The organism is Kitasatospora sp. NPDC058190, from assembly GCF_042883685.1.
Lineage (GTDB): Bacteria > Actinomycetota > Actinomycetes > Streptomycetales > Streptomycetaceae > Kitasatospora.
Map to the genome: position 1 here is coordinate 26,852 of NZ_JBHVVI010000029.1, position 22,731 is coordinate 49,582.

General features: G+C 72.7%; 19 protein-coding genes. 13 read left to right on the forward strand and 6 right to left on the reverse strand.

Going from position 1 to position 22,731, the window contains the following annotated elements; genetic code table 11:
- Positions 1-6 precede the first annotated feature (6 nt).
- From ACFVWU_RS16020 to ACFVWU_RS16075, 12 genes are all read left to right on the forward strand, one after another.
- Complete coding sequence (locus ACFVWU_RS16020) at positions 7-624, forward strand: HAD family hydrolase (protein WP_387620633.1); 618 nt, start codon at positions 7-9, stop codon at positions 622-624.
- An 83-nt stretch (positions 625-707) separates the two neighbouring features.
- Positions 708-1,361 carry a TetR family transcriptional regulator gene (locus ACFVWU_RS16025; RefSeq protein WP_387620531.1) on the forward strand — a complete coding sequence of 218 codons (654 nt, stop codon included), beginning with the start codon at positions 708-710 and terminating at the stop codon, positions 1,359-1,361.
- Between the two features lie 131 nt (positions 1,362-1,492).
- Positions 1,493-2,533 (forward strand): LysR family transcriptional regulator, encoded by a 1,041-nt coding sequence (locus tag ACFVWU_RS16030; RefSeq protein ID WP_387620534.1) that lies wholly within the window; start codon positions 1,493-1,495, stop codon positions 2,531-2,533.
- Between the two features lie 414 nt (positions 2,534-2,947).
- Positions 2,948-3,937, forward strand: coding sequence for an NAD(P)H-dependent flavin oxidoreductase (locus ACFVWU_RS16035; protein WP_387620537.1), 990 nt, complete (start codon positions 2,948-2,950; stop codon positions 3,935-3,937).
- A gap of 97 nt (positions 3,938-4,034) precedes the next feature.
- Entirely contained in the window at positions 4,035-4,625 is a 591-nt protein-coding gene (locus ACFVWU_RS16040) for a YciI family protein (protein WP_387620540.1), read from the forward strand.
- A 58-nt stretch (positions 4,626-4,683) separates the two neighbouring features.
- Positions 4,684-6,114 carry an FAD-binding protein gene (locus ACFVWU_RS16045; RefSeq protein WP_387620543.1) on the forward strand — a complete coding sequence of 477 codons (1,431 nt, stop codon included), beginning with the start codon at positions 4,684-4,686 and terminating at the stop codon, positions 6,112-6,114.
- Between the two features lie 32 nt (positions 6,115-6,146).
- Entirely contained in the window at positions 6,147-7,082 is a 936-nt protein-coding gene (locus ACFVWU_RS16050; protein WP_387620546.1) for a hypothetical protein, read from the forward strand.
- A complete protein-coding gene (locus ACFVWU_RS16055) occupies positions 7,079-7,855 on the forward strand; it encodes an alpha/beta fold hydrolase (protein WP_387620549.1) in 777 nt (258 codons plus the stop codon). Before ACFVWU_RS16050 ends, ACFVWU_RS16055 begins: the two co-directional genes overlap by 4 nt.
- Before the next feature lie 366 nt (positions 7,856-8,221).
- The gene (locus tag ACFVWU_RS16060; RefSeq protein ID WP_387620552.1) at positions 8,222-10,003 is read left to right on the forward strand and encodes an isocitrate/isopropylmalate family dehydrogenase; all 1,782 of its coding nucleotides are present in this window, start codon (positions 8,222-8,224) and stop codon (positions 10,001-10,003) included.
- Positions 9,996-10,856 carry a DUF6282 family protein gene (locus ACFVWU_RS16065; protein WP_387620555.1) on the forward strand — a complete coding sequence of 287 codons (861 nt, stop codon included), beginning with the start codon at positions 9,996-9,998 and terminating at the stop codon, positions 10,854-10,856. Before ACFVWU_RS16060 ends, ACFVWU_RS16065 begins: the two co-directional genes overlap by 8 nt.
- Before the next feature lie 34 nt (positions 10,857-10,890).
- A complete protein-coding gene (gene ppc / locus ACFVWU_RS16070) occupies positions 10,891-13,602 on the forward strand; it encodes a phosphoenolpyruvate carboxylase (RefSeq protein ID WP_387620558.1) in 2,712 nt (903 codons plus the stop codon).
- A gap of 44 nt (positions 13,603-13,646) precedes the next feature.
- Positions 13,647-14,708, forward strand: a complete 1,062-nt coding sequence (locus ACFVWU_RS16075; protein WP_387620561.1) for an MBL fold metallo-hydrolase — start codon at positions 13,647-13,649, stop codon at positions 14,706-14,708.
- Between the two features lie 6 nt (positions 14,709-14,714).
- On the opposite strand, the gene ACFVWU_RS16080 is transcribed toward ACFVWU_RS16075, so the two are convergent.
- Complete coding sequence (locus tag ACFVWU_RS16080; protein WP_387620564.1) at positions 14,715-15,569, reverse strand: ABC transporter permease; 855 nt, start codon at positions 15,567-15,569, stop codon at positions 14,715-14,717.
- A complete protein-coding gene (locus ACFVWU_RS16085) occupies positions 15,566-18,343 on the reverse strand; it encodes an alpha/beta fold hydrolase (RefSeq protein WP_387620567.1) in 2,778 nt (925 codons plus the stop codon). Before ACFVWU_RS16085 ends, ACFVWU_RS16080 begins: the two co-directional genes overlap by 4 nt.
- Positions 18,344-18,470: 127 nt before the next feature.
- On the opposite strand from ACFVWU_RS16085, the gene ACFVWU_RS16090 reads away from it, so the two are divergent.
- Positions 18,471-19,490 carry a mechanosensitive ion channel family protein gene (locus ACFVWU_RS16090; RefSeq protein WP_387620570.1) on the forward strand — a complete coding sequence of 340 codons (1,020 nt, stop codon included), beginning with the start codon at positions 18,471-18,473 and terminating at the stop codon, positions 19,488-19,490.
- Between the two features lie 109 nt (positions 19,491-19,599).
- On the opposite strand, the gene ACFVWU_RS16095 is transcribed toward ACFVWU_RS16090, so the two are convergent.
- The 4 genes from ACFVWU_RS16095 to ACFVWU_RS16110 form a co-directional block, all read right to left on the reverse strand.
- Positions 19,600-20,061 carry a GNAT family N-acetyltransferase gene (locus tag ACFVWU_RS16095; protein ID WP_387620573.1) on the reverse strand — a complete coding sequence of 154 codons (462 nt, stop codon included), beginning with the start codon at positions 20,059-20,061 and terminating at the stop codon, positions 19,600-19,602.
- A gap of 1 nt (position 20,062) precedes the next feature.
- Positions 20,063-21,001, reverse strand: coding sequence for an RluA family pseudouridine synthase (locus tag ACFVWU_RS16100; protein WP_387620576.1), 939 nt, complete (start codon positions 20,999-21,001; stop codon positions 20,063-20,065).
- 69 nt (positions 21,002-21,070) lie between these two features.
- The gene (gene lspA, locus ACFVWU_RS16105) at positions 21,071-21,718 is read right to left on the reverse strand and encodes a signal peptidase II (RefSeq protein WP_387620636.1); all 648 of its coding nucleotides are present in this window, start codon (positions 21,716-21,718) and stop codon (positions 21,071-21,073) included.
- 163 nt (positions 21,719-21,881) lie between these two features.
- Positions 21,882-22,346: a TraR/DksA family transcriptional regulator gene (locus ACFVWU_RS16110; RefSeq protein WP_387620579.1), complete on the reverse strand. Its 465-nt coding sequence runs from the start codon at positions 22,344-22,346 to the stop codon at positions 21,882-21,884.
- Positions 22,347-22,731: the final 385 nt, after the last annotated feature.

Below are 22,731 nucleotides of genomic sequence, written 5' to 3' on the forward strand. Positions count from 1 at the left end.
CCCCGGGTGGGTTTGGGGGGTTCGGGGCGGCCCCGCCCCCCGGGCGGGGCCCCCCCCCCCCCCCCGCACCTGGCGACCGCGGCCGCGCCCCCCCCCGACCGGGAGGCGCTGAACCGCCGGTACTACCGGCGCTACGCGGGCGTGCCGCTGGCCGAGCTGGAGGCGGCCGGGCGGAGCTGGTACGAGGAGTACCGCCGCGGCGGTACGGCCTTCGTGCTGCCCGCGCTCGCCGCCGTCGCCGAACACCGGGCCGCGGGCCGCGCGGTGGTGCTGGTCTCGGGCTCGATGCGCCCTCTCCTCGCCGCGCTGGCCGAGGAGTTGGGCGCGGCCCTGGTCTGCACCGAGCTGCTGGTGGACGCCGACGGGGTGTTGACCGGCGAGGTGCTGCGTCCGATGATCGGGCAGGCCAAGGCCGAGGCCGCGGTCCGGCTGATGCGCGAGCACGGCGCGGACCCGGCCGACTGCTTCGCGTACGGGGACCACGAGAGCGATCTCGCCCTGCTGCGCGCGGTGGGGCGGCCGGTGGTGGTGGGGGACTCCCCGCTGCTGAACGAGGAAGCGGAACGCTCCGGCTGGCCGGTGACCCCGGCCCGCCGGGGTCCGTTGGAGGCGGGACGCGCATGATCAGCTCGGCGGACCGGAAGGTTGAGACAACATTCCGTCCCGATGGTATGTATGTGCTCTCGCTCATCATGGAGGGTACGAACGTGGCGAAACAGGAACGGGCGCGACGCACACGGGAGAAGGTTCTGACGGCTGCGGCCGAGGTCTTCGCCGGGCAGGGCTACAGCAGCACCACGCTGAACGCGGTGGCCGAGCGCATCGGGATGACCAAGGGCGCGCTGTACGGGCACTTCCCCTCGAAGAGGTCGCTGGCCGGGGCCCTGATCAACGAGTCCCGGCACACCTGGGCGAGTCTGCGGGCCGAGCACGACGCCCCGGGCGCCGAGCCCGGGGCCGTCCTCGAACGCGTCGTGGTGGGTTTCGCCGGCCGGCTGCAGTCGGACGTGCGACTGCGGGCCGCGCTCCGGCTCGCCGCCGAATGCCCGCACCTGGCGCAGTCGCTCTCCGGCGTCCTCACCGAGATGCACAACGCCCTGACGGAACTGGTCCGCCGAGCCCAGCGCGGCAGCGGCTTCCCCGGCTACTCGCCGCAGCTGGTCGCCGCCCTGCTGATGATCGTGATGTACGGGCTGCTGAACGCTCCCGCCGGGTGCGCCGAGATCGCGGGCGCACCCGGCGGGCAGCCGCTGTGGCGTCTGCTGTTCACGGCGCTGACGGGGAACGGAGGGCCGGACTCCGCCTGCCCGGAGGACGGTTCCGCGACAGGCCCCGCCTCGGGCCCTGTTTCAGGCCCGTAAAAAATACCTTCTGGAACGAATTCTTGTGTCATGCTGCACCGTGGGCCCCGACTCGCACGGGGCCCACCGGGCGCACAACCCCTGCGCGGGGCAGGGGCGACACCGCTTGGTACGACGCTTTGGAGGAGCGGATGAGCGTGCTGGACGAGTGGACGGACCGACGCACCTCGGCACACGTGGGCCCCGACGCGCCCGGACCCGATCCGGCCGACGACGTCCTGCTCCGCGCGATGGCCGACGCCCGGGACGTCGACGATTTCGACATGCGACACCTCCGGTATTTCCTGACCGTGGTCCGCGCCGGCACCGTCTCGGCCGCCGCCCAGGAACTCCGGATTTCCCAGCCGAGCCTCAGCCAGCAAATTCGGCGGCTGGAACAGAGAATCGGTGCGGCGCTGTTCATCCGAAGTTCCCGCGGTGTTGAACTGACCGCTGGCGGCCGGGCATTCCTCCGGGAAATCCAGGGAATTCCCGGCCAGCTCCGCTCGGCCATCGCCGCCGTCGCCCCGGCGCCGCAGGTATGGCCCGTCGGGGTGTGCGGCGGAGTGCCGGCCGAGGTCCTGATCGAGGTCCAGAACGGACTTTCCGGGCGCCGCGTCCACAACGGCCACCAGGCCGCCCACCAGCCCGGCGCGAAACTGCGGATGCGCTCGGTGGACGCGGCCGACCAGGGCGAGCTGCTGCGGCACGGCGAGATCTCCTTCGGCATCGTGCGCCTGCCCATCCCGGTGCCGCACGTGGTCTGCGCCGTGGTCCGGGACGAGCCGCTCGGCGTCGTCATGGCCCGCGAGCACCCACTCGCGACCCGGCCCGAGCTGACCCTGCGGGACCTCTCCCGGCAGCGCCTGCTCTGGTACGACGAGGGCTGCGCGCCCGGGTTCGCCGAGTCCGTACCCGCACACCTGGCCCGGCTCGGCTGGAACACCGTGCTGCACCCGGCCGACCAGGACCAGCCCGCGCTGTTCCTGCACGCCCTGCGCACCACCACGGACCTGGTCGCCCTGCGCCCGCGGCGCGCCGTGGAGCGCGAGCCGCACCTGGTGTGGCGGCCGCTGCCGACCCCCAGACCGCCGCGCGAGCGCCTCGCCGTCACCGCGGTGCGCGGCAGCCACACCGCCCGCGTCCTGCAGGAGGTGTCCGCCGAGCGCGGCTGGCTGTTCCTCGCCGAGTAATCCCCCCCCCGCTGGTCCGGCGCGCGCACCGCGCCGGACCGGCCCCTGGCCGGCGTGTGATCCGGGTCTCCCCCTACCCGGATCACACGCCTTTTCGCGTTTCCGTCAACCCCCCGGTGTCCAGCCGGTATAGCACCGCCTTATGGCGGTCACACGGTTTACGTCTTGGACGCCGTTCGAATCCCCTGGCTAATGTCTTCACCAGAGCGCAGCACCGAGCAGCACCGGGCAATGAAGCTCAGTACGAAGCAGCTCAGTACAGCTCAGTACAACGCGGGCCCCCTTCCGAAACGGTTCGATCCGTGGAATACCCCGCCCCCACCGCGCGAAATTCAGCGTCGAATTCGCCGCGCCACCCGTCCTCCTCGGCCCGTCGGGCCGGGCCAGACGAACGAACCGGACCAAGGGAGCATCGTGATCTCGACCAAGCTGACGGAACTGCTCGGCATCGACCACCCGGTCGTCTGCGCCCCGATGGGCGGAGTGACCGGCGGCCGACTCGCCGGCGCCGTGACGGCGGCGGGCGGCCTCGGCCTCGTCGGCGTCAGCTACGGCGACCCGGCGTTCATCGACGAGCACCTGCCGCAGGCCGCCGAGACCGGCGGCGTCTGGGGCGTCGGGTGCGTCATGTTCACCTTCGACGAGCGGCCCGGCCTGTGGGACAAGGTGCTCGGCTACGCCCCGCCGGTCGTCGAGCTCTCCTTCGGCAGCGCCACCCAGGTGCAGAAGTACGTGGCCTCCGCGACCGAGGCCGGCTCCAAGGTCGTCGTCCAGGTGCACGACCCCGCCCAGGCCGCCATCGCCCTGCGGGCCGGGGCCCATGTGATCGTCGCCCAGGGCGCCGAGGCCGGCGGCCACCACGCCTCCCGCGCCACCCTGCCCCTGATCCCGGCCGTCCTGGACGTCACCCGGGGCCGGGTGCCGGTGGTCGCGGCGGGCGGCTTCGCGGACGGCCGCGGCCTCGCGGCGGCCCTCGCTCTCGGCGCCGACGGCGTGATGATGGGCACCCGCTTCGCCGCGACCGAGGAGTCGATGGCCTCCCCCGGCTTCAGGTCCCACCTGGTCTCCGCGAGCACCGCGGACACCGTCAACACCCGTTCCTTCGACGTCGTGCGCGGCATCCCGTGGGACCAGGTCTACACCGCCCGCGCCGTCGTCAACGACTTCACCCGCACCTGGACCGGCCGGGACACCGAACTGGCCTCCCGCCGAGGCGAGATCGAGCCCGCGTGGAACGCCGCCGTCGCCCGCGACGACACCACCCAGCGCGCCATGCTCGTCGGCGAGAACCTCGACCAGATCCAGGACATCCAGCCCGCCGCCCAGGTCGTCCACAGCGTCGTGGCCGACGCGGAGCGGATCCTCTCCGGGCTCTCCCGGCACCTCGGCGCCCCCACCGCCTGAGCCCGCCACCCCTCCCCGTACCCCCGCCGGGCCCGCACCCGGCACCTCCCCCACACCCCCCGACCACCGGATCCATCCACACAACCCGGAGAACCCGTTGATCCACGTACTGACCCTCACGTACCTGACCCCGCGTGAGACCGTCCTCGCCCACATGGCCGAGCACAAGGCCTGGCTGCGCGAGCACGGCGACCAGGGCCGCATCCTGCTCAGCGGCCCCCGCCCCGACGGCGGCGCCGTCATCATCACCGCCGACCTCGACGACATCCAGGTGCGCGAGCTCATCGAGAGCGACCCCTGGCACAAGCTGGGCATCGCCTCCTACGCCCAGCTCTCCTTCGAGGGCCGCAACGCGAGCCCCGGCGTGATCACCTCCCCGGTCCAGGACGACGGCGTCCTGCTGATCAACGTGGCCACCACCGACGACGCGGCCGCCAGCGTGGACGCCCTCGCCTCGGCCGTCGACCACGTCGCCGCCACCGCCGACGGCTTCCGCGGCTCCCGCCTGCTGACCAGCGTCGACGGCGACGCCATGGTCAACTTCGCGGCCTGGTCGAGCCAGGCGGAGTTCGACGCGATCTTCCAGGACCCGGAGTTCATGCGCCGCTACCAGGCCTTCGCCGAGACCACCACCGGCGCCAAGTTCCGGCTCTACCGCACCAGTCGGGTCATCACGCCCAACCGCTGACCCGCGAGAACCCCCTCAGCGAATCACGAACCTTCCACCCCACTTGGAGGAGAAGCACATGTCCGAAGCGAACACCCAGGCCCAGTACGACCTCATCGTCATCGGCTTCGGCGCCGCCGGCCTGTCCGCCGCGCTGTCCTACGCCGAGGCCACCGAGGGCCGCGAGACCCCGGCGAAGATCGCGATCCTGGAGCGCTCCAGCGAGGAGGAGCGCGGCGGCGCCACCCGCTGGACCGGCGCGTTCCTGCGGATCAACGAGGACAAGCAGCTGGACACCGACTGGGCCGAGCACGTCAGCCGGGTCTCCGGCGGCCTCGCCGACATCGAGTACTGCCGCACCGTCGAGCGCGAGACCAAGCAGACCCTGGAGTTCGTCGAGAAGCACGGCGTCGAGATCGCCTTCGAGCACTTCCCGCTGCCGCACACCTTCGCCGCCGGCCAGCCGTCCATGGCCAAGCCGGCCAGCCCCCGCGGCGGTGGCGCCTCGATCGTCGAACACCTGGGCTCCGCCCTGGAGAACGACCCGCGCGTCCACATCCGTTACCGGACCGAGGCGCTGCGCCTGACCACCACCGAGGACGGCACCGTCGACGGCGTCCTGGTCCGCGGCGCCGACGGCCGCACCCAGCGGCTCACCGGCCGCGCCGTCGTGCTGGCCTGCGGCGGCTTCCAGGGCAACCCGGAGATGCTCACCCGCTACGTCGGCGAGAAGGCCTGCGACCTGCCGCTGATCGCCCCCGGCATCACCAACAACCGCGGCGACGCGCTGCGGATGGCCCTGGAGCTGGGCGCCGACACCGCCGGCCAGTTCGACGGCATCCACGCCGAGCCCGTCGACACCCGTACCAACAAGGCCGACTCGGTCCTGTACGGCTTCGCCACCGGCATCTTCGTCAACCGCAAGATGGAGCGCTTCTTCGACGAGGGCCGCGACACCTGGGACAACACCTTCGAGCACGTCGGCTACGAGATCTGGAAGAACCAGGACCAGGAGGCGTACTGGATCGCCGACGCCAAGACGCTGGCCATCCCCGGCATCATGACCTCGCTGCTCAGCGACGTGCCGCCGGAGCAGGCCGACAGCCTGGAGGAGCTGGCCGGCAAGCTCGGCATCGACGCCGAGGCGCTGGAGAAGACCGTCGCCGAGTTCAACGCGGCCGTCGGCCCCGGCGAGTTCGACCCGACCCGGATGGACGGCAAGGCCACCGTCGGCATCGAGCCGAAGAAGTCCAACTGGGCCACCCCGCTGGACACCGCGCCGTTCATCGGCGTCCCGGTGACCTCCGCCATCTGCTTCACCTACGGCGGCATCCGCACCGACATGGACGGCCGGGTCGTCACCCCCTCCGGCACCGCCATCCCCGGCCTGTACGCGGCGGGCGAGGCCACCGGCCTCTTCTACCACGCCTACCCGCCGGCGACCTCGGTCCTGCGCTCGCTGATCTTCGGCCGGCTCGCCGCGCACCACGCCGCCGCCCAGCAGGCCTGATCCACCCCCAATCCACTGCACCTGGAGGAACCGTGAGCATCGTCAACATCGACGTCACCCTCCGTGACGGCGGCTACCGCAACGGCTTCAACTTCCCCCTGGAATACGCGCTGAGGCACGCCAAGCTCAGCGTCGAGGCGGGCTTCGACTGGGTCGAGATCGCCTACCGCAAGGGCTCGCTGGTGCCGATCCCGAACCTCGGGCTCACCGGCCGCGGCGACGACGAGTTCATCGCCGCCGTCGCCCAGGAGGTCGGCCCGGACCGGGTCGCGATGATCCTGCACCCGAAGAACATCACCGAGCAGGACCTGCCCGCGATGTACGCCGCCGGCGCCCGCCTGGTCCGCATCATCCTGCCCTCCAAGGGCTACGGGAAGGGCCTGGAGTACATACGCCAGGCCAAGGAGATCGGGTACACCGTCGGCGTCAACTTCGCCCGAATAAGCCAGTGGTCGGGCCGCGGCATCGTCGAGGTGGCCACCGCCGCCACCGACGCCGGCGCGGAGTTCGTCTACCTGGCCGACTCCAACGGCAGCCTCTCCCCGGTGGACACCACCGACCTCACCACCCTGACCAAGTCGGTCACCGGCGGCCCGGTCGGCCTGCACGCCCACAACAACCTGGGCCTCGCCCTGTCCAACGCGATCAGCGCGGTCGCCGCCGGTGCCACCTGGATGGACTCCTCGATCCAGGGCATGGGCAAGGGCCCGGGCAACCTGATCGCCGAGCAGTGGCTGGCGCACCTCGACCGCACCGACGCCGAGGCCTCCGCCCGCCTGCACCTGGGCCACGCCCTGGAGTTGGCGGAGCTGCTGCTCGCCACCGTCCCGGAGGGCACCCCCTCCCTCCCGCTGCCGGACCTGGTCCTGGGCCGCTACGACCTCCCGGTCGAGCACCGCAAGGACGTGGTGGGCGGCAGCCACCACGAGGGCATCGCCACCGCGCGCACCCTCGCCACCGTCCGGTGACCACCACCGGACGCACTGTGCCGGCGGCGGTCTTCGGACCGGAGACCGCCGCCGGCGCGGCACACGCCCTCGTCCTCGCCCCCGTCACCCCCCGCTGGGACGGCGGAGCCTTCTTCACCCCCGTCACCCGGGCGCTGGCCGAGGCCGGCCTGCGGGTGACGGTGGTGGACACCCTCTCCGCCTGGGACGAGGAGATCGACTCGCTGGCCGCGCTCGCCGCCCGCTGGCGTCAGCTCCTCACCCAGTACGGCCCGGTGGACCTGCTCTGCGGGAACGCCCTCGGCGGAGCGGTGGCCCAGGCCCTGCTCCCCCACCTCGCCCCGCACACCGCGGCGCTGCTCGTCTCGGGCCCGGCCCGCAGCGACACCGTCCTGGAGGCCAGGCTCACCGAGATCGCCGACCTGGCCGCCACCGGCCGCTCCGGCGAGGCCCTGGCCCTGCTCAACCGGCGCGTCCAGCCGCACGACCGCCGTTACGAACCGGGGGCCGACACCCCCGAACCGCACGACCCGGAGGCCGGGCGCCGCCTCGCCGCCGGGATGCGGATGCTGTGCGGCATCGACCTGACCGACGCGGTGCGCGCCCACCCCGGCCCGCTGCTGCAGATCGTCGGCGGTCACTCCCAGCTGGTCGGCCACCGCCACACCGCGGCGGCCGACCACCACCGGGTGCACGTCATCCCGGGGGCCGGCATGCGCCCCCACTTCGAACGCACCGCAGAGGTGTCCGCCCTGGTCGGCACCTTCCTGCGGGAGAAGGGACTCAGCACTTGACGTCCCCCTCCGGTTGGCACCGGAGGATTCCAACCCTCGCGGGTCGGGCTTTCTGCTTCACAGCCGGTTGCCGACCTGGGGCTACCAGCGGAGGGACGGTGTGCCGCCCATCGGTCGTACATCAGCTCCACAGACCTGACTTCCCGCCAGCCCGGCGGTAGGCCCGGCCGGAACTTGGATATCGCCCGACCAGGCGACAGACACACTACCACCCGTACTGAAACATGTGCGGGCCGTCACTGGGTGACGGCCCGCCTGGACGGCGAATCGTCGTCACTTGTCCTGCTCCGCAGGAGATCCGTTTCTCCCCCGCAAGCGGGGACCCCCACCCCCGGCTGAAGCCGGGGATATCCACGGAGGTATCAGATGAAGAGCGTCGCGGTACTCCCCGGCGACGGCATCGGCCCCGAAGTCACCTCTGCGGCCCTCGACGTCGTGGACAAGCTCGGCCTCCCACTCGACCTGCGCTTCGGCGAGATCGGCTGGGAGTGCTGGCGCCAGGAGGGCAACCCGGTCCCCCAGCGGACCTGGAAGCTGCTGGAGGAGACCGACACCTGCCTGCTCGGCGCCATCACCAGCAAACCGCTGCGCGAGGCCGAGGCCGAACTGCCCGCCGAACTGCGCGGCACCGGGCTCACCTTCGTCTCCCCGGTCATCCAGCTGCGCCAGCGACTGAGCCTGTACGCCAACATCCGCCCGGTCATCGACCTGGTCGACGGCCGCTTCGACTTCACGGTGATCCGCGAGAACACCGAGGGCCTGTACGCCGGCTACGACTTCCACGGCCTGGACGACGCGCTCTGGAACGTGGTCCGCGACCACCCCAACGCCCAGGCCTCCGGCCCGGATTCGAGCAGCGTCACACTGCGGCTGCAGACCCGGTTCGGTATGGACCGGCTGCTGCGCTACGGCTTCGAGTACGCCCGCTCGCACGGCTACGACCGGCTCACCCTGGTCGACAAGCCCAACGTGCTGCGCCACAGCAGCAACCACCTGCGCGAGCGCCTGGAACTGATCGCCGACGAGTACCCGGAGATCGAGACCGAGATCCTCAACGTCGACGCGATCGCCCTGTGGCTGGTCCGCCGGCCCGAGCGCTTCGGCGTGCTGGTCGCCGAGAACATGTTCGGCGACATCCTCTCCGACCTCGGTGCCGGCGTCATGGGCGGCCTCGGCCTCGCCCCCAGCGGCAACATCGGCGACCACGGCAGCTACTTCGAGCCGGTGCACGGCAGCGCCCCCGGCATGGCCGGGCAGAACCGCGCCAACCCGATGGCGATGGTGCTCACCGTGGCCCAGATGCTCGACCACCTGGGCCTGCCCGTCCCCGGCGGCGAACTCCGGGCCGCCGTCCGGGAGGTCGCCAAGCGGCGCACCACCGTCACGTACGACATGGGCGGCACCAGCGGCACCCGCGAGGTCGCCCTGGCGGTCGCCGAGGAGCTCACCGCGGACGAGTCCCCCGAGTCCCCCGAGGGCGTGGTGGACCGGCTCGCCCGCCTCGACACCGCCTCCGTCTCCGACGCGCTGGACAGCCTCGGCGTCGGCGGCGTGCTGGCCGGCATCGCCCCCCGGGTGCCCGGCGCCCGCGCCGCCGGCCGCGCCTTCACCGTCACCTATCAGCCCGTCGACAGCACCGCGGAGGGCTTCCGCAACGCCGCCAACTACCTGGACGACGTGCCCGAGGGCTCCTTCGTGGTGGTCGACAACGCCGGCGACACCAGCTGCACCAACTGGGGCTCGCTGCTGACCAAGCTGGCCCAGCGCCGCGGCGTGCGCGGCACCGCCCTGCACGGCTCGGCCCGCGACATCGCCGAGATCCGCGCCGCCGGGTACCCGCTGTTCAGCACCGGCGCCACCATGGTCAGCGGCAAGAACCGGGTGGAACTCGCCGCCACCGGCCGGGACGTCGTCATCGGCGCGGTCACCGTACGGCCCGGCGACATCGTCGTCGCCGACGACAACGGCGCCCTGGTGGTCCCCGCCGAACACGCCGCCGAGGTCGCCGAGCGGGCCGAGCGCGTCGAGCGGACCGAGAGCGCCATCGCCGAGGCCGTCGACGCCGGCCTGCGGCTCGACGAGGCCCGCCGCCGGTACGGCTACGCCAAGCCCTGGGACGACGGCGGCGCCCAGCAGTCCCATGCGTGACCCGGCGGGGAGCGTGGTGGTCGACCTCCACTACCACGCCGGCCCCGACCTCTACCGCCGCCGCCTCACCTCCCTCGGCGCGGGCCGGGCCTACCAGGACGTCGGCGGGTGGGTGGTGCTCAAGAGCCACCTCAGCTCCACCGCCGCCCGCGCCTGGGAGGCCCGCCAGGAGGGGCTGCCGGTCTCCGGCACCCTCGTCCTCAACGAGCTGGCCGGCGGCGTCCGGCCCCGGGCCGTGGAGCAGGCGGTCTACGCCCACGGCCCGGACAGCCCGGCCCGCCTGGTCGTCCACCTGCCCACCCTGGTCGGCCACACCCACTGCTCACCGCTGCGCCGCACCCCGTTCCACCCCCTGCTCGACCCCGAACGGTGGCGGACCCGCCCGGTCCTCGACGACGACGGCCGGCTGCGCCGGGACGTGCGCGAGGTGCTCCGGGCGGCCCGCGACCTGCCGGTCGCGGTGGCCACCGGGCACAGCGACCGGGAGGCGGCGCTGCGCATCGTGGACGAGGCGGTCCGGCTCGACCTGCCGCGACTGCTCCTCACCCACGCGACCCACCCCATGTCGGGCTTCACCCCCGACAACCTGACCGACCTGTCGCAGGTGCCCGGCCTGTACGTCGAGATCACCGCGCTGACCCTGTTGCTGGGCCACCGCGACGCCGGGCACCTGAGCGAGCTGGTGCACGCCCACCCCCGGGTGCTGTTCAGCTCCGACCTCGGACAGCCCGACCAGCCGGACGTGAAGGAATGGCTGGACCTGAGCGCGCAGTGGTTCCGGGACGCCGGCCTGACGAACCGGGAGATCCGGGCCATCACCTGGGCCAACCCGGTGAACCTGCTGACGCCGTGAACGGACCTTCAACACTCCCCGATCAGGAGCAGCCATGAACGCCCGTACCGACCATGCCGCGCTGCACGCGGACCTCCGACACCTCGCGGACCTGCTCGACGAGACCCTGGCCCGTCAGGAGGGCCCCGAGCTGCTCGGCCTGGTCGAGCAGGTCCGCCTGCTCAGCCGCACCGACGGAGAGGCCACCGCCGAACTGCTGCGCGGCATCGGGCCGGCGACCGCGGCCAACCTGGTCCGCGCCCTCGCCACCTATTTCCACCTGGCCAACGTCGCCGAACAGGTGCACCGCGGCCGCGAACTGCGCGCCGTCCGGGAACGGGCCGGCGCCGCCCTCGCCCGCGTCGTCCAGCAGGCGGCGAGGGAGGCGCCGGACGCCCTGACCCGGGCGGTCGAGCACCTGAACGTCCGCCCGGTCTTCACCGCCCACCCCACGGAGGCGGCCCGCCGCTCGGTCCTCACCAAGCTGCGCCGGATCGCCGAACTGCTGGAGACCCCGGTCCCCGAGGCGGACCGCCGCCGTCACGACGCGCGGCTCGCCGAGACCATCGACCTGATGTGGCAGACCGACGAGCTGCGGGTGGTCCGCCCCGAGCCCACCGACGAGGCCCGCAACGCCGTCTACTACCTGGACGAGCTGCACGGCAACGCGGTCGGCGACGTCCTGGAGGACCTCGCCGCCGAGCTGGAGCGGGTCGGCGTCCGGCTGCCCGACGGCACCCGGCCGTTGACCTTCGGCACCTGGATCGGCGGCGACCGCGACGGCAACCCCAACGTCACCCCGGAGGTCACCTGGGACGTCCTGATCCTCCAGCACGAGCACGGCATCAACGACGCCCTGGCGATGGTCGACGAGCTGCGCGGCCTCCTCTCCAACTCCATCCGCTACACCGGCGCCACCGACGAGCTGCTCGGCTCGCTGGAGCACGACCTGGCCCGCCTGCCCGAGATCAGCCCCCGCTACAAGCGGCTCAACTCCGAGGAGCCGTACCGCCTCAAGGTCACCGCGATCCGCCAGAAGCTGGTGAACACCAAGCACCGGCTCGCCGAGGGCGGCCGGCACGAGGAGGGCCGCGACTACCTCGGCACCGCCGAACTGCTGCGCGACCTCACCCTGGTGCAGACCTCACTGCGCGAACACCGCGGCGGCCTGTTCGCCGAGGGCCGGCTGGACCGTACGATCCGCACGCTCGCCGCCTTCGGCCTGCAACTGGCCACCATGGACGTGCGCGAGCACGCCGACGCCCACCACCACGCCCTCGGCCAGCTCTTCGACCGGCTCGACGAGGAGTCCTGGCGCTACTCCGACATGCCCCGCGACTACCGGCAGCGGCTGCTCGCCAAGGAGCTCACCTCCCGCCGGCTGCTCGGCCCGGCGCAGCTGGACCGGGCCGGGGAGAAGACCCTCGGGGTCTTCCACACCGTCCGCCGGGCCCTGGACTCCTTCGGGCCCGAGGTCATCGAGTCGTACATCATCTCGATGTGCCAGGGTGCCGACGACGTCTTCGCCGCGACCGTGCTGGCCCGCGAGGCCGGCCTGGTCGACCTGCACGCCGGTATCGCCAAGATCGGCATCGTGCCGCTGCTGGAGACCACCGACGAGCTGAAGGCCGCCGACACGATCCTGGAGGACATGCTCTCCGATCCGTCCTACCGGGCCCTGGTCGCCCTGCGCGGGGACGTCCAGGAGGTCATGCTCGGCTACTCCGACTCCTCCAAGTTCGGCGGCATCACCACCTCCCAGTGGGAGATCCACCGCGCCCAGCGCCGGCTGCGCGACGTCGCCCACCGCTACGGGGTGCGGCTGCGCCTCTTCCACGGCCGCGGCGGCACCGTCGGCCGCGGCGGCGGTCCCTCGCACGACGCGATCCTCGCCCAGCCCTGGGGCACCCTGGAGGGCGAGATCAAGGTCACCGAGCAGGGCGAGGTGATCAGCGACAAGTACCTGGTGCCGTCGCTGGCCCGGGAGAACCTGGAGCTGACGGTCGCCGCCACGCTGCAGGCCTCCGCGCTGCACACCGCCCCGCGCCAGGCCCCCGAGGAACTGGCCCGCTGGGACGCCGCGATGGACGTGGTCTCCGACGCCGCGCACGCGGCCTACCGCGTGCTGGTGGACGACCCGGACCTGCCCGCCTACTTCCTGGCCTCCACCCCGGTCGACCAGCTCGCCGACCTGCACCTGGGTTCGCGGCCCTCACGCCGCCCGGACTCCGGCGCCGGCCTGGACGGCCTGCGGGCCATCCCCTGGGTGTTCGGCTGGACGCAGTCCCGCCAGATCGTGCCGGGCTGGTACGGCGTCGGCTCCGGTCTGAAGGCGCTGCGCGAGGCGGGTCTCGGCGGCGTCCTGGAGGAGATGCACGAACAGTGGCACTTCTTCCGCAACTTCGTCTCCAACGTGGAGATGACGCTGGCCAAGACGGACCTGCGGATCGCCCGGCACTACGTGGAGACGCTGGTGCCCGCCGAGCTCCAGCACGTCTTCGCGGCGATCGAGGCCGAGCACGACCTGACCGTCAGCGAGCTGCTGCGGATCACCGGCGAGCGCGAACTCCTGGACGCCCAACCGGTGTTGAAGCAGACCTTCGAGATCCGCGACGCCTACCTCGACCCGATCTCCTACCTCCAGGTCGCCCTGCTCAAGCGCCAACGGGACGCGGCCGCCGCGGGCGAGGAGCCGGACCGCACGCTCTGCCGGGCCCTGCTGCTGACCGTCAACGGGGTCGCCGCCGGCCTGCGCAACACCGGCTGATCCCCACCCCCACGAACCCGCCCCCCACACGAGAAGGCCCAGCCATGACAGAACCACGCGAGCACCAGGGCGTCCCCTCCCGGCGCGGCGTGCTGCGCACCGCCGTCGTCGCCGGCGCGGCCCTGGCCGTCCCGCTCGCCGGCGGACTCCCCCAAGCCGAAGCCCGGGAGCGGACACCGGCCCGAAACGCGTCACAGCCCGCGGACCACCGGATCGGCTCGCTCGGCGACCAGTCCGCCGTCCGCACCTTCACCCTGGGCGACGTCCGGCTCACCTATGTCGTCGACGCCGCCATGGAGTTGGACCGCACCGGCTTCCTGCCCGCCGTCCCCTCCTCCTACTGGGCGGAGCACCCCGAGGAGGTGGCGCCCTCCGGCCGGATCGCCACCTCGGCGGGCGGCGTCCTGGTCGAGCGGGGCCACCGCCGGCTGCTGATCGACGTGGGCCTCGGCGCCAACACGCTCCCGCCGTCGCTCGGTGTCTCCCGCGGCGGAGCGCTGCTGCGCACCCTCCGGGCGCTGCGGGTGCGGCCGGAGACCATCGACACCGTGGCCTTCACCCACCTGCACACCGACCACACCGGCATGGGCTTCGTCACCGCGCCGGGCCGGGCGCCGCGCAAGGCGTTCCCGCGCGCCGGCTACCTGGTGGCCGGGGCCGAGTGGGAGCCGTTCTGGGAGCACCAGGTCAAGGTCGGGGCGCCGTCCTGGGACAGCTTCATGGTGCCGATGTCGAAGGTGCTGCGCCGCTTCGACGACGGTGCCCAGGTGTGGCCCGGCGTCACCGCGCTGATCACCCCCGGCCACAGCCCCGGCCACACCACCTTCGTCATCTCGGCCGGCGGCGGGCGGCGGATCCTGGTGTTCGGCGACGCCTTCCACACCCCGGCACAGGTGGCCCACCCCGAGTGGCCGTCCGGACCGGACACCAACGTCGACAAGGTGCTGAAGGCCCGCCGGACCCTGCTGGCCGAGCTGCGCAAGCCACACACCTACGGCTTCGCGTTCCACTTCGGCGACCAGGCCTTCGGCCGGGTCGGGGAGGACGGCCGCTGGCACCCGGTGCCCGCCCGGGCCCTGCTGCCCACCCCGATCCAGTTGCCGTAGTCGGCGTTACGACACCACGTCCTTGCGCGCGAACCCGCGGAACGCCAGCGCCAGCAGCACCACCGCGTACGAGAGCGACAGCGAGACGCCCTGCAGCATGCCGCCCCACTCCAACTGCGGCTGCAGGGCGTCCGCCCACGCGTACTGCCAGTGCGCCGGCAGCCACTCCCGCAGGTCGCCGAGCGCGGTGACGGCGTCCAGCACCCCGGTGATGATCGAGATGAACACCGCCCCGCCGACCGCCCCCAGCGGCGCGTCCGTCGCCGTCGACAGCCAGAAGGCCAGCGCGGCGATCACCAGCTCGCTCAGGAACACGAACGCCACCGCGAGCGCGATCCGGGGCAGCGCCTGCCCGGCCGGCAGACTCGCCCCGGCGGGCAGCTTCAGGTCGCCCCAGCCGTACGCGGCGGTGCCGACGGCCAGCCCGATCGCGGGCAGCATCACCACCGCCGCCGCCGAGAACGCCAGCCCGACCGCGAACTTGCGGGCCAGCAGCCGGGCCCTGGGCACCGGCGCGGCCAGCAGGTAGCGCAGCGAGGACCAGCTGGCCTCCGAGGCCACCGTGTCCCCGCAGAACAGCGCGACCGGGATCACCAGCATGAAGCCGGTGCCCACGAACAGCATGGTGACGGCGAAGTTGGCCCCGGAGGCGGTGGCCAGATCGATGAAGGTGGTCCGGTCCGGACGCCCCGGGGTGCCGCCGATCTGGAACGCGGCCAGGATGACGAACGGCATCGCCGCCAGCACCCCGCCGATCACCAGCGTGCGGCGCCGGCGCAGCTGCCGCATCGCCTCCACCCGCAGCGGCAGGGTCCGGCTCGCCCGGTACCCCTCGGCATGGTCCGTCGAGACGACGCTCACGCCGCACCTCCGATCAACGACAGGAACGCGTCCTCCAGGCGCCGCTGCGGTCCGGCGCTCTCCACCGGCACCCCCAGCCGCACCAGCTCCGCCAGCAGCTCGCTCGCCGCGAGCCCGTCCAGCCGGACCAGCAGCCCGCCCTCGACGGCCTCCGCCGAACCGACCCCGGCCAGCGCGCCGACCTTGGCGACCACCGACTCCGGGTCGCAGGAGTCGGCGACACCGATCATCAGCAGCTCACCGGCGCCGACGATCTCCCCGACCGGCCCGGCCGTCACCAGCCGCCCGCGGTCCATCACCACCAGGTCCGTGCAGCTCTGCTCGACCTCGGCCAGCAGGTGGCTGGACACGATGACGGTCCGTCCGCCGGCCGCGTACCGGATCATCACCTCGCGCATCTCGCGGATCTGCGGCGGGTCCAGCCCGTTGGTCGGCTCGTCCAGGATCAGCAGGTCCGGCATCCCGAGCATCGCCTGCGCGATGGCCAGGCGCTGCCGCATGCCCTGCGAGTACGTCCGCACCGCGCGGTCCAGTGCCTCGCCGAGCCCGGCGATCGCCAACGCCTCGCCGAAGCGGGCGTCCTCCTCCGGCCGTCCGGTGGCCTGCCAGTACAGGCGCAGGTTGGCCCGGCCGGTCAGGTGCGGCAGGAAGCCCGCGCCCTCGACGAAGGCCCCGACCCGCGAGAGCACCGGCGCCCCGGGCCGCACCAGGTGCCCGAAGATCCGGATCTCCCCGGCGTCCGGCCGGATCAGGCCCATCAGCATCCGCAGCGTGGTGGTCTTGCCCGCGCCGTTCGGTCCGAGCAGGCCGAGCACCTGGCCCTGCTCCACCCGGAAGCTCAGGTCCCGTACGGCGTACCGGTCCTGCGCGCCCTTGTAGCGCTTGCTCAGCCCGCTGATCTGCAACGGCACCCCGGCCAGCTCCGGATCGAACCCGGGCCCGGCGGCCGCCGAACGCCGTCGGCGCAGCACGGGCACCAGCACCAGCGCGGCGGCCACCACCACGGCCACCACTGGCAGCAGCCAGGTCCGCGCGGGCAGCGGCGCCGCCTCGGTGACCAGCTCCTCGTCGGTCGGCGCGGTGAGCGCCCCGGCCGGCGCGACCCGGTAGGTGGCCGGCTCGGCCGGCGAGGCGTACGCCAGGTCGGTGGACGCCAGCACCAGTCGCACCCGGTGCCCGGCCGGGAAGGTGTGGTCCACGGCGGGCAGCTGGACGGTCACGGTCTTGCCCGCGTCGGCGCCGGTCACCCTCAGCGGGGCCGCGAGCTGCTGCGGCAGCACCGACTTGCCGTCCGGCCCGACGTCGTACAGCTTCGCGAACAGCACCGCGTCCGGCCGGTCCGCCGTCACCGTCACCGGCACGTTCGGCTGCCCGGTCAGGTGCAGCGGCGTGTCCAGCGGCGCCGAGTCGAAGGCGGCGTTCTGGCCCGGGAAGTCCAGAGACAGCCCGGCCCCGAGCGAGGCCGCCTGGCTCAGCGCGCCGATCCCCGGCAGGGTCGAGATCCCCGGTGGCGCCCCGCCGGGCGGGTTGGCGAGCGACTTCTCCCCGCCCGCCAGCTCGATCGAGCGGGTACCGGTCCCGCCCAGCCCCGGGTACCGGTCGGCGGAGGCCCCGCGCAGCACGGCCTGGAAGCCGGTGGAGTCCACGCCCCCGGTCCTGGTCACCCGGAAGGCCGGGCCGGTGTCGTTGCCACGCCCCCGCAAGTAGTGGTCGAACCAGGCGGTCACCCGGTCGTCCACCCGGGCGCTGGTGTCCGTCCCGCCGTCGTGCCCGCCCGCGAACCAGTCCACCGAGACCGGCGCGCCGTTGGCCGCCACGGCCTTCGCGATCTTGTCCCCCTGGTCCAGCGGGAACAGCGAGTCCTGCTGCCCCTGCACCACCAGGGTGGGCGCCTTGAGCTGCGTCGCCACCGAGGACGGGCTCGACTTCTCCAGCAGCGCGACGGCCTCCGGATCGGCGTGCCCGGCGGTGGCGACCCGGTCGTACATCTGACAGAGCGAGTCCAGGAACCGCCCGCAGCCCACCTGTCCGTCCGCCTGCGGCTTGGCCCCGGCCCCGCCGCGCGGTGCCCCGCCGGAGGGCCCGAGGTCCCCCGCCGCGCCGGTGGTGAAGAAGATCCCGGCCCACAGCTTCTTGAACACGCCGTCCGCCGCGTCCGAGCCCTGCACGCCCTGCGGGAACAGCGCGTCGGCCAGGTTCCACCAGGTGATCTGGGTGGCGACGGCGTCGATCCGGTGGTCGTACGCGGAGGCCAGCAGCGCGATCGCCCCGCCGTACGAGGCGCCGGTGATGCCGACCCGGGGGTCACCGGGCCCGTCGAGCTTCACCTCGGGCCGCTGGGCCAGCCAGTCCACCAGGTGCTTGACGTCCTCGACCTCGCGGTCGGGCGCGTTCAGCCCGATCTTCCCGCCCGAGTTCCCGAAGCCGCGCGCCGACCAGGTCAGCACCGCGTACCCCTGCCGGGCCAGCTGCTGGGCGCGCTCCCGCTCACCGTCCTTGGAGCCGCCGAAGCCGTGCGCCAGCAGGACCGCCGGCCGCGGGCTGCTGCCGGTGGTGAAGAACGAGGTGTCCAGCTGGACCTGCTGAGCGCTGCCGGGAGTCTCCGGCATGCTGAGGAAACGATCCTCCTGGTGGACCGCCTGCTCGCCGCCCGACGCCACCGCCACCGTACCGACCCCGGCGACCGCCACCAGGGCCACCGCCCCGGCCAGCACCCTGCGCCGCACCGACCTGCCGCGGCCGCGCCAGCGACGCCATGCCCCACCGAACTCCATGGGGGCAGATCGTATCCGCCGCCCGGGTAGGCGTCCGATAAAGCCACCACCCCCTTTCGCCCGGTTCAGTCCGGTTCGCGACGGTATCGTACGGCTCACCCGGCTCTCCCCACTCCGAGAAGGTCCCGTGTTCTGGCCGCTGATCACCCTGCTCGCCACCGTCGCCGCCACCCTGGCGATCGGCTGGATCGTCGACCAGGCCCTCCAACGGATCAGCGCGGGCCACCCCGACGCCCCGCTCTGGTCACTGCTCCGCCGCTGCCGGATCCCGCTCCAGCTCACCGTCGTCACGGCGCTGCTGCTCGCCGCCGACCCGCTCAAGCGGATCCTCCACCTCAAGGACGACGAGGGCGCGCACCACCTGGTCCTGCTGCTCCTGCTCGCCTCGCTCGGCTGGCTCACCGTCCGGGTGGTGGCCGCCGTCCTGGAGGCCGTGCTCAGCCGCTACGAGACGGTCACCGGCGACCCGGCCCGGGTGCAGCGGGTGCACACCCAGATCAGCATGCTGCGCCGGGTGGTCAGCGCGGTGATCGTCGTGGTCACCGCCGCCGTGATGCTGCTGACCTTCTCCGCCATGCGCACCGTCGGCGCCAGCCTGCTCGCCTCGGCCGGCATCATCGGCATCGTGGCCGGCATCGCCGCCCAGAGCACCCTGGGCAACTTCTTCGCGGGCCTGCAGATCGCCTTCGGCGACACCGTCCGGATCGGCGACACCGTGGTGGTGGACGGCCAGCAGGGCACCGTCGAGGAGATCACCCTCTCCTACCTGGTGGTCCGGCTCTGGGACCACCGCCGGCTGATCGTCCCGGTCTCCTACTTCGTCAACAAGCCCTTCGAGAACTGGACCCGCCGCGATCCCGGCCTGCTCGCCGCCGTGCTGCTCCACCTCGACCACACCACCCCGGTCGACGAGCTGCGCACCGCCCTGCACACCCAGCTGGAGCAGCACCCCCTCTGGGACGGCACCGAGTGGGCCCTCAACGTCACCGACACCACCCCCAGCACCATCGTCGTCCGCGCCACCATGACCGCCCGCACTCCCGACGACGCCGCCCAACTCCGCTTCGACATCCGCGAACACCTCATCGCCCACCTACGCGACCACCACCCCCACGCCCTCCCCCGCCTCCGCACCACCGACAGCTGACACCCCTCTCACCCTCCCCCTCCCCGAAAACAAAGTTCCCCGCGCCCCGACAGGGGCGCGGGGAACCGCGCGAAGCGTGAGGCCGGGCCCGCACGAGCCTCCCGGCCGCCTACAGGATCCGCGTCATCGTCCGATGCGGAATCCCCGCGTCGTCGTACACCGGCCCCTCCGCCACGTAGCCCAGCCGCTCGTAGAACCCGAGCGCCTGCACCTGAGCGTGCAGCTCGACCTCGACGGCCCCGCGCTCAAGCCCCGCCGCCTCGATCGCCCGGACCAGCTCGGCCCCGAGCCCGGTCCCCCGCGCGGCGGCGAGCACCGCGAGCCGCCCGAGCAGCACCCGCCCCTCGACGCCCCCGGTCAGCTTCAGCGCGTGCTCACCGAAGATCAGCCGCCCGGTCCCCAGCGCGGCCCCGTCGGCCCCGACGGCCAGCAGGTGTACCGAGGTCCCGTCGTACTCGTCGTACTCCAGCTCCTCCGGCACGTTCTGCTCGACGATGAACACCTCACGCCGAACCTCCCGCACCAGCGCCAGGTCCGCCTCCCCCTCGGCGACCCGGATCGAGACCGGCACGTCAGCTCTCCGCCGCGATGATGTCCAGCGCCTTCTGCAGGTCCGCCGGGTACTCGCTGCCGAACTCGACCCACTGTCCGTCCGCCGGGTGCTCGAAGCCGAGCGAGACGGCGTGCAGCCACTGCCGGGTCAGCCCGAGCCGCTTCGCCAGCGTCGGGTCGGCGCCGTACGTCAGGTCACCGACGCACGGGTGCCGCAGCGCGGACATGTGGACGCGGATCTGGTGGGTGCGGCCGGTCTCCAGCTTGATGGCGAGCAGCGAGGCCGCCCGGTACGCCTCGATCAGGTCGTAGTGGGTGATCGACGCCTTGCCGTCACGCGTCACGGCCCACTTCCAGTCCGAGCTGGGGTGCCGCCCGATCGGCGCGTCCACCGTGCCGCTCATCGGGTCCGGGTGCCCCTGGACCAGGGTGTGGTACCGCTTCTCGGTGATCCGGTCGTGGAACTGCCGCTTGAGGTCGGTGTACGCCCGCTCGGACTTGGCGACCACCATCAGCCCCGAGGTGCCGACGTCGAGCCGGTGCACGATGCCCTGCCGCTCGGCGGCACCCGAGGTGGAGATCCGGTAGCCGGCCGCGGCGAGCCCACCGATGACGGTGGGCCCGGACCAGCCGGGGCTCGGGTGCGCGGCGACGCCGACCGGCTTGTCGACCAGCACGATGTCCTCGTCGTCGTGGACGATCCGCATGCCCTCGACCGGCTCGGCCACGATCTGCACCGGGGCGGCGGGGGCGGGGATCTCGACCTCCAGCCAGGAACCGGCGGTCACCCGGTCCGACTTTCCGGCCACGGCGCCGTCGAGCGTCACCTTGCCCTCGGCGGCCAACTCGGCGGCCTTGGTCCGGGAGAAGCCGAACATCCGGGCGAGGGCGGCGTCGAGGCGCTCGCCCTCCAGGCCGTCGGGTACGGGGAGGCTGCGGATCTGCGCTGCGGTACTCACCCGTACGAGTATGCCGGAAACGCGGCCCTGCCCCTCCCGCCGCCGGTTCCGGCCGGGAGGGGCAGGTCCCTACTTGTCGCCCTTGTCCGTCTGCTGGTGGACGGTCCCGTCCGGGTTGCTGCCCTTGAAGGAGAGCAGCACCACGAGGATCCCGCCGCAGACGATCGCCGAGTCGGCGAGGTTGAACACCGCGAAGTGCTGGACGGAGATGAAGTCCACGACGTGCCCGCGGAAGACGCCCGGCGCGCGGAACAGCCGGTCGGTGAGGTTCCCGAGCGCCCCGCCGAGCAGCAGCCCGAGCGCGATCGCCCACGGGAGGCTGTACAGCCGGCGGGCGATCCGCCAGATCACCACGATGACGGCCGAGGCGATCATCGTGAAGACGACGGTCAGCGCCTGCCCCATGCCGAAGGCCGCGCCGGAGTTGCGGATCACCTGGAGGGTGACGACGTCGCCGATCACCTTGATCGCGGCGTGGTTCTCCAGCCTGGCGACGACCAGCAGCTTGCTGCCGAGGTCGATCAGGAAGGCGAGCACCGCGACGACCAGCAGCACGCCGACCCGCCGCCGGCCCTTGGGCTTCTCCACCGCTGTCCCGCCGTCCGTCGAAGCCGCCTCCGCGGGGTCGGTGGGATCGGCCACGGCCACCTCCACGGCATCGGCGGGGTACGGGACGGCGTCGTCCCGGGTCTGGGGGGAACCTTGCGTACTGATGATCCGCTCCGCTGCCGATGGAGCTCCCCCGGGCAGGAGGCGGGGGAGGGTGGTGGGCCGATGCCGCCCTGGAATCCGTCGAGGAACCGCTCCGGACACGTCAGGCGACGTTACGGGGTCGAGCGTACGGCAAGCCCGACCCCAAGCGTCGCCCCGACGGCCCGGTTCAGCGGCGTTCCTGCTTGGCCTTGCACTGGACGCAGAGCGTCGCCCGGGGGAAGGCCTGCATCCGGGCCTTGCCGATGGCCTGGCCGCAGGATTCGCAGATGCCGAAGCCGACGCCTTCGAGTCGCTCCAGGGCGCGCTCCGTCTGGGCGAGGCTGTCCCGGGCGTTGTTGGCGAGCGCCAGCTCGCTCTCCCGAGAGATGTTCTTCGTACCGGCGTCCACCTGGTCGTCGCCGGCTCCGTCGTTGGAGTCACGCATCAGGCCCGCGATGGCGGCGTCGGCGGCGTCGATCTCGCCGCGCAGCCGCTCCAGGTCGCTGATCAGCTCGTCGTGGAGCTCGTGGACCTCCGCCGAGGTCCACGGGTCCTCGCCGGGTCGGACCGGCAGGGTGGCCGGGTCGACGGATTCGGCTCCGCGCGGCGCGGTGACGATGTCGGTGCTGTTCTGAGGTGCGGTAGTGGTCACGGTCCCCTCCCCTGGATCGGCCGCCACGGCCTTGCGTGCCCGCTTGGTGGCGGTACCCGCGCCGGATGCCTTCTCAGCCATGGCTTCGACCCCATCTACGAACGAATCGAGCCGCCGGTTCCCGGCGGCTTCCAGTGCCGGAACGATAATCCCGATCAAAACCGGTCACAACATGACATACCGGCGCCTCGCGATGATCCCACCCAGGCAGCCGCCCCAACCGCCACGCCCCGCGCGCTGACAGACTTGTGCCCACCTCACCCCCGCCTAACCACCCCGCCGACCAGCCCGTCCATGCCCGAAACCACCCCCGCGGAAACGGTTTGGACAAACCGACTCGCCCGGCCGATACACTGGGCCTGCAAGGCGCAGATGGGACGAGTAC